Here is a 7,896-nt window from a genome sequence, read left to right as displayed (position 1 = left end):
TGAGGAGAGCGCAGCGGCGCTGCGTGCGACGAGCGCGGGGCCGCGAGGTGCCGTGCCGGGCGTCGGGAGCCCGGCATGATCCACACGACACCCCCTAGTCGTCCGCGACGATACGGGCGGGCTCGCAGGCCGGGGTCGCCTCTGCCCGGTCCGCGGCGGGCTTGCGCAGCAGCAGGAGCGCCGCGTCGTCGTGCAGCCGCCCGCCCACGTGGGCCAGCAGTTCGTCGTGCAGCCCGGCGAGGGTCCGGGACGGGTCGTCGCACACGTGCCCGGGCACCCGCTCGGCCAGCGGGAAGTACGCCCTGCCGTGGTCGCGCGCCTCGATGACGCCGTCGGTGTACAGCAGCATCTGGTCGTCGTCGGCGAACGGCACCACCTGCAGGCTCGGCGCCTCGCCGCCCAGTGAGGCCAGGCCCAGCGGCGGCGCCGGGCGCACCGGCTCGACGGGCACGACCGCACCGGCCGGGCCGATCAGCAGCGGCGGCGCGTGACCGCAGTTGACGATCTCCATGCGTCCCCCGCGGGGGTATCCGGCGACGACGGCGGTGACGAAGTCGTCGGGGGCGAGGTTGCGGGCGAGGCTGCGCTCGATCCGGCCGACCACGTCCAGCAGGTCCGGTTCGTCGTACGCGGCCTCCCGGAACACCCCGAGCACCAGCGCCGCGGTGGACACCGCGGGCAGTCCCTTGCCGCGCACGTCGCCGACGATCAGCCGGACCCCGTACGGGGTGGACACCAGCGCGTACAGATCGCCGCCCACCCGGGCCTCCGCCGCGGCGGCGCTGTAGCGGACCGCCACCTGGAACTGGCCGACCCGGGCGGGCACCGGCCGCAGCAGCGCGTTCTGCGCGGCCTCGGCGACCGAGCGGACCGCGGCCAGCACCCGTTCCCGGCGGCGGCGCAACACACCGGACAGCCAGCTGGCCAGGGTCACGGCGACGATCGTGGACAGCACGACCGCCTGCCCGTGGAGCGGCGCGTTCAGCCACGCGCCGAGCAGCCCGCCCAGCGCGACGGCGAGGAACCCGATCCGCAGCACCGTCCACGGGCGGCACGCTGCGGCGGCCAGCGCCGGCCCGACGGCGAGCAGTGGCAACCAGCTCGACCCGTCTCCGGTGACGAAGGCGATCACCGCGACCGCCCCCAGGATGAGAACGGGCACTCCGGCCGCGAACGGCGCGGGAGGGTAGGGCTGGTCCAGATGGGTGCGGGCCTGGATCATGTCCGGGTCGACTGCTCTCTCGTTCACTCAGCCCGTTCGCCGGGCACTACGACGTCCTGTCCGTTACGTCCAGACAACCAATGGTTCGCGGCGGGCGGCAAGGGCCGGAATTTCAGATAGTGAGCGAAAGGCGCCTGGTCACGCGGTCGGCCGTGGGCAGCAGCCGGTCCCGTATCTCCTCCGGCCGCGCGTCCCGGGCCGCGCGGCCCGCCTGGAGCGACACCCCGAGCGAGCCGAGCCGGTCCCCGCTGTACACGGGCACCGCGAAGCAGACCGTGCCCAGCGCGTATTCCTCCAGGTCGGTGACCGGCGTGTCGCCGGGGAAGGCGTCCAGCCGCCGCAGCAGCTCGGCGGAGCTGGTGACGGTGCGGGGCGTGAGATCGACGAGCGGATGCCGGGACAGATACTCGCTGCGGGCCTCGTCGCCCAGCTCGCGCAGCACGCACTTGCCGAGCGCGGTGGCGTGCCCGGCGTCCTCGAACCCCACCCACAGGTCCACCCGTGGCGCCCGGGGGCTGTCGACGATCTCCGCGACCCGGATCTCGCCGTCCTCGTAGAAGGTCAGGTACGCGGCCGCCGACAGCTCGTCCCGCAGCCCGGCCAGCGTCGGCCGCACCCGGTTCAGCAGCGCCTGCCCACGGCTGCCGACCTGGAGCGTGTGCAGCTTGTCGCCGACGACGAAGCCGCCGTCGGGCAGCCGGTGCACATAGCCGTCGTGCACCAGGGTCCGCAGCAGGTGGTACGCGGTGGCCAGGGGCAGCCCCGCCTCCCGTGCCAGCTGTTTCGCCGGCGCACCGCCCTCATGTGCGCCCACGGCCTCCATCAGGCGGAAGGCTCGCTGCACGGAGGTGATGAGCGTAGGGCCTCCTGGAGTACCCATATGACCAGCTTGCGCCCGGTACGGCGGCCGGGCAAGGGCCTGCGCGATGCTCCGGGCGCACGGCGAGGGCGCCGGCCACCCTCGTGGGGTGACCGGCGCCCTCGGCGGCGGGGCGGGGAGGGTCAGCCGGGGCTGATGCGGCCCCGCCAGCCGCCTTCTTCCTGGCCCCGGTGCTCGATGAAGTCCTTGAACCGGTGCAGATCGCCCTTGATGCGGCGGTCGAGCGTCCCGGTCATGTCCGCGGCCTTCTCCGCCATTCCGCTCGGCTCGAAGACCAAGGCCAGGTTGACCTCGGTGTGGTGGTCGTCCAGGGGCCGGAAGGTCACCAGGCCCTGCTGCTGCACATCGCCCGAGGTCGTGCGCCAGGCGATGCGCTCGTCGGGCAGCTGATCGACGATCTCGGTGTCGAACTCACGGTGCACACCGGCGATGGAAGTCGACCAGTGGTTGCGCCGGTCGTCCACCTGCGTCACCTGGTCCACGCCTTCCATGAACCGCGGGAACTCGGTGAACTGCGTCCACTGGTTGTAGGCCGTGTGCAGCGGAACCTCAACCTCGACGGTCTCCCGCACGGTGCTCATCGGTGACTCCTTTCGACGTTGTCACCGCACCGGGTAACCGGCCGCGCGCCCGTAAAACGTCGGCACGGGACGTGATCGCCCGGCGTCATCGCCCGGCGTCATCGCAGCGGGTGCAGCGCGGCCAGTTCGGCGGGGGCGGTGCCGGTCGCGATGGCGTCGGCCAGCAGCCGGCCGGTGAGGGGGCCGAGGGCCACGCCCCACATGCCGTGGCCGCCGTTGACGTACACCCGCGGCGAGCCGGTCGGGCCCACCAGCGGCAGGCCGTCGGCGGTGCACGGGCGCGAGCCGACCCACTCGTCCCGGCGGGCGTCCCAGTCGACGTCCCGCAGCAGCGGACGGGCCGCGGCGATGATCGCCTGGATGCGGCGCGGATCGACCGGCCGCTCCGGAGGCGCCAGCTCCATCATCCCGGCGACCCGCACCCGGCCGTCGCCCAGCGGGGTGCACACCACCTTCTGCGCGGCCAGATACGTCGGGCGCGCCGGTGCGCCCGCGGCGGGCACGCTGAAGCTGTAGCCGCGCCCGGACTGGACGGGCACCCGCACGCCGAACGGGCGGACCAGCCGGTTCAGCCACGTCCCGGTGGCGACGACGGCGACGTCGGCGCGCAGATCGCCCTGGGACGTGGTGACCGCGACGCCCGTGCCCAGGTCGCGGACGCCCGACACCTCGGCCCGCTCCACGACCTTCCCGCCGCGCTCGCGCACCGCGTCCGCCAGCGCCCGCACGAAGTTCCCGGGGTTCACCCGCCGCTGCCCGTGCAGCGCGATGCCCGCGCCGACCGCGTCGCTGAGCACCGGCTCCAGGGAACGCGCCCGGTCGCCGTCGATCAGGTCGTACGGAATCTCGTAACCGGCCGCCCGCGCGTGCTCCAGCTCCTCCACCATCCCCGCGCGCTCGGCCGCCGTGCCGAAGGCGAGCAGCATCGGGTCCACGGGGACGGTCGGCTCGGTGACCCCGCCCGCCGCGAGGTCGTCGTACGCCGCGAGCGCGTGCCGGTTCAGCGCGGCGAACGTGGTGGCCAGCACCCGCCAGCGGCGCGGGGTGCAGTGCCGGGTGAACGACAGCAGGAACCGCGCCAGCCGCGGATCGGCCCGTGGCGGGATGTAGACGGGCGAGGTCGGCGTGACCAGGCTGCGCACCCCGTACCGGAGCGCGGCGGGCTCGGGCAGCGGCAGGGCGAGCGCCGGCGTCAGCCACCCCGCGTTCCCCCACGAGGCCCCGGCCGCCGGCCGCCGCCGCTCGGCGACGGTGACCTCGATGCCACGGCCCTGCAGGGCCCAGGCGGTGGCGAGCCCGACGATCCCGGCCCCGACGACGACGGCGCTGCGTGGTGTGGACACGGTGGCGTTCCCCTTCCCCGGATGATGCGCGCTGCCTACGCATCATCGGCGGCCGGGGGCGCGCGCCGCACTGTCCGCGTGGCCGATTGCGCGGGGCGGGTGTTGTCGCGCGGGACAAGCCGCACGCGGGGCGCGGGCTAGGTGAGACGGAGCGCGCGGAGGCGCAGACGGAGCTGGATCTCGAACTTGGTGGCCGGGTCGGCGAGGTCGAGGCCCGCGATCTCGTGCGCCCGCCGCAGGCGGTAGCGCAGGGTGTTGGGGTGGATGTGCAGCCGCCGGGCGGCCAGCCGGGCGTCCTCACCGGCGGCCAGGTAGTGGGCCAGGCTGTCGAGCAGTCCCGTGCCGCGCTCGCGGTCGTAGCGCTCCAGGTCGGCGATCGCGCCCAGCGGATCGTGCCCGGCCGCGTCGGCCAGGTCGACCGTCTGCATGAGCAGGGCGTCCAGGTGGACGTCGCGGATGTGGGCGGCGCCGCCCGCTCCGCCGCCCAGCCGGGTGAGCAGCCGGACGACCAGGTCGGCGTCGGCCCGGGAGCGGTCCAGTTCGCCGGGGCCGGGCACGGTACGGCCCACCCCGGCCACCAGCCCGGCCCGCTCCTGGAGCTCGCGGACCACGCGCGCCAGCCGCTGCTCGTCGCGCACCGGCACGACGGCGTAGCCCGCGCCGTCGGCCTCCGCGTGCACCCCGCCGTGCGCCGTCCCGGCCGGGACGGCCGACGCGTCGAGCCCGGCGAGCGCGCGCCGCAGCGGCTCCCCGGAGGGCGCCGGGGCGACCGGCCGCAGCGCGACGACGGCCAGCGGACCGGGGGCCAGCGGCAGTTCGGCGGCGGCCTCGACGGCCTCCGGCCCGCCGCCCAGGAGGGCCCGTACGGCCGCGGCGCGGCGCGCCTCCTCCCCGCGCCGCCGCGCGATCTGGCGCGCCAGCACCGGGGCGGCCAGCGCGGCCGACTCCTCCAGCGCCGCCCGCTGCTCCCGGGAGGGCGCGTTCGGCACGATCGCCCAGATGGACCCCACGGACAGGTCGTCCACCCGGATCGGCATGATCGCCCGCGGCAGCACCCCGGACGCGCGGAAGTCCGCGTACAGCGGGGCGGCCGAGCCCGCCAGCCGCACGTCCAGCCGTTCGTTGCGCAGCAGCGGCCGGTACCGGTCGGGGACCCGGCGGTTGAGGATCATCGCGACACGGGCGTCGTCGGAGTTTTCCTGGCCGGGTGAGTAGGTGATCAGCTCGGAGGCGTCGTCCTCGATGGTGACCGGCGCGCCGACCAGCCCGGCGATGCTGCCCGCCAGGGCGAGGAGGCCGTCCGGGGAGTCGTCGTACATCGCTCCTCCGCTCATGGGCGCGCCGCCGGTTCCGGGGCGCCTACCCGGGCCGAACCGTGTCGACGCTCCGAGGCGGAGATTATCCATGGCCGAGCGGCCGGCAGCCATCCCCCGCCGGGGCCTACCCGATGGCCCGCGGGCGCCGCCGCCCGTGCCCGGTGGCCTGTTCGAAGGCGTGGCCGACCTGCAGGACGGCGAAGTCCGCCCGGTGCGGTCCCACGATCTGGACGCCCACCGGCAGCCCGGAGGGGGTGAACCCGCCCGGGACGGACAGGGCGGGGCTGCCGGTCGCCGTGACCAGGTACGCCGAACGCATCCACTCCAGGTAGTCCCGCATCGCCACCCCCGCCACCTCGGTCGGGTACTCGATGCCGATGTCGAACGGCGGCACCTGGCTGACCGGGAGCAGCAGCACGTCATAGCGCTCGAAGAAGGCGCGGACGCGGTGGTAGAGCGCGGTGTGCAGCACCTCGGCGCGGGCCACGTCGGGCCCGGTGAGGCGGCGCCCCGCCTCCGCGTTCTCCCGGATCGTCCGCTTCAGCTCCTCCGGGTGACGGTCCATGAGCGGGCCGAACGCGACCTCGAACAGCGCGGCCCGCTGCGTACGGAACACCTCCTCGCCCTCCGTCAGGTCCGGGCACGCCCGCTCCACCACGCACCCGAGGTCCTCGAACACCCCCGCCGCCGACTCCACGACCGCCGCCACCTCCGGCTCCACCGGCACCAGCCCGCCCAGATCCGGCGACCAGGCCACCCGCAGCCCGGCCAGGTCCCGGTCCAGCGGCCTGGCGAACCGGGCTCCCGGCTCCTCCAGCGCGATCGGCGACCGGGCGTCGGGGCCCGCCATCGCGGACAGCAGCAGGGCGGTGTCCGCGACGGTACGGGCCATCGGGCCCTTGACCGAGAGCGTGGTCCACGCGTTCGCCGCGGGCCAGGTCGGGACGCGCCCGGGCGACGGGCGCAGCCCCACCACGTTGTTGAACGAGGCCGGGTTGCGCAGCGACCCGCCCGTGTCGCTGCCGTCCGCGATCGGGATCATGCCGCCGGCCAGCGCGGCGGCCGCGCCCCCGCTGCTGCCGCCCGCGCTGCGGTCGGGGGCGTACGGGTTGTGGGTGGCGCCGAAGATCGGGTTGAAGGTGTGCGAACCGGCGGCGAACTCGGGCACGTTGGTCTTGCCGAGGGTGATGGCCCCGGCGTCCCGGATCCGCTCGATGATCAGGTCGTCCTGGTCCGGTATGCCGTCGGCCAGCGGCGAACCGTGGCTGGTGCGGATGCCCGCGGTGTTGTGGGTGTCCTTGTGCGCGATGGGCAGCCCGTGCAGCACCCCCACCGCGTCCGCCCCCTCCGCGACGATCCGCTCGTCGGCCGCGGCGGCGGCGTCGAGCGCGCGGTCAGCGACGAGGGTGACGATCGCGTTGACGCCGGGGTTGACCCGCTCGATCCGGTCCAGATGCGCCCGCAGCAGCTCACGGGCGGACAGCTCACGGCTCCGGAGCAGGGCGCTCAGCTCGTGCGCGGTGCGGTAGCAGAGGTCGTCGTTGTGGTCCGTCACGGTTGCTCGCTCTCGTAGATTGCCGAATTGTCCCCACCCCGCCCCTCCCCGAACCAGGGGCGAGCCCCTGGACCCGCGGGGACTCCGCCCCGGGCCCCCGGCGCCGAACGCCATCCCGCCCCGGCGCGAGGAACACACGGCCGGGTGGCGACGCGGAAGCCGTTGATCCCCCACCCCGCCCCTTCCCGAATCCGGGACGAGCCCCAGGACCCCGCGGGGACTCCGCCCCGGGCCCCCGGCGCCGAACGCCATCCCGCCCCGGCGCGAGGAACACAGGGCCGGGTGGCGACGCGGAAGTGGTTGATCCCCCACCCCGCCCCTCCCCGAACCAGGGACGAGCCCCAGGACCCCGCGGGGACTCCGCCCCGAGCCCCCGGCGCCGAACGCCATCCCGCCCCGGCGCGAGGAACACACGGCCGGGTGGCGACGCGGACGTGGTTGATCCCCCACCCCGCCCCTCCCCGAACCAGGGACCGGGACCCTGGACCCCGCGGGGCTGTCGCCCCGGAGCCTCGGGAGCGGGAGCGGCCGTGGCGTGGTGGCCACGGCCCGCGGTTGCGGCGCGACGGCAGGCGGCTGCCGGGGGCAGGGTGAGGGCGCGGCGGGACCGGGAGCGGCCGACGGCGCCTCCGGCCCCCGTCGGGCCAAGCCCCGCCGCCCTGCGCGAGGGCAATCGGCCTGGCGTCCTCGCGCGGGCGCGCGGGCTTCTCGTCGCGTCGCAGGGGGCGGCCGCAGGGGCGTGAGCGTCGCCGTGCACGCGGCGCGGCGGCGCGCGCCGCACGGCCGTCGGCGGGACGGCCGGCAGCGCATCGCAGCGGGGCGGGGTCCAGGGGCGGAGCCCCTGGTTCGGGAAGGGGCGGGGTGGGGAAACACCGGCGCCGCCGGGAAGGCCGCCCCCCCGGGGGGGGGGGGGGCGGGGGGCGGGCCGGGGGGGGGGGGGGGGGGGGCGCGGGGGGGCCCCCGGGGGGGGGGTGGTGGGGGGTGCGGGGGGGGGGGGGC

The 7,896-nt window shown here is 76.0% G+C and carries 6 protein-coding genes; all 6 read right to left on the bottom strand.

What is annotated here, in order from left to right; genetic code table 11:
- Window positions 1–94: 94 nt before the first annotated feature.
- Entirely contained in the window at window positions 95–1,222 is a 1,128-nt protein-coding gene (locus tag ABZ562_RS40910; RefSeq protein ID WP_361490503.1) for a PP2C family protein-serine/threonine phosphatase, read from the bottom strand.
- 112 nt (window positions 1,223–1,334) lie between these two features.
- Window positions 1,335–2,102, bottom strand: coding sequence for an IclR family transcriptional regulator C-terminal domain-containing protein (locus ABZ562_RS40905; protein ID WP_361490500.1), 768 nt, complete (start codon window positions 2,100–2,102; stop codon window positions 1,335–1,337).
- A 122-nt stretch (window positions 2,103–2,224) separates the two neighbouring features.
- A complete protein-coding gene (locus ABZ562_RS40900) occupies window positions 2,225–2,683 on the bottom strand; it encodes an SRPBCC family protein (RefSeq protein ID WP_361490498.1) in 459 nt (152 codons plus the stop codon).
- 98 nt (window positions 2,684–2,781) lie between these two features.
- Entirely contained in the window at window positions 2,782–4,026 is a 1,245-nt protein-coding gene (locus ABZ562_RS40895) for an FAD-dependent oxidoreductase (RefSeq protein ID WP_361490496.1), read from the bottom strand.
- Between the two features lie 137 nt (window positions 4,027–4,163).
- Entirely contained in the window at window positions 4,164–5,360 is a 1,197-nt protein-coding gene (locus ABZ562_RS40890; RefSeq protein WP_361490493.1) for a helix-turn-helix domain-containing protein, read from the bottom strand.
- Window positions 5,361–5,466: 106 nt separating this feature from the next.
- Window positions 5,467–6,897: an amidase gene (locus tag ABZ562_RS40885; protein ID WP_361490490.1), complete on the bottom strand. Its 1,431-nt coding sequence runs from the start codon at window positions 6,895–6,897 to the stop codon at window positions 5,467–5,469.
- Between the last annotated feature and the right edge of the window lie 999 nt (window positions 6,898–7,896).

Origin of the sequence: Streptomyces sp. NPDC019937 (assembly GCF_040631655.1) — a bacterium.
Lineage (GTDB): Bacteria > Actinomycetota > Actinomycetes > Streptomycetales > Streptomycetaceae > Streptomyces.
This window is presented reverse-complemented; position numbering and strand designations above follow the sequence as displayed.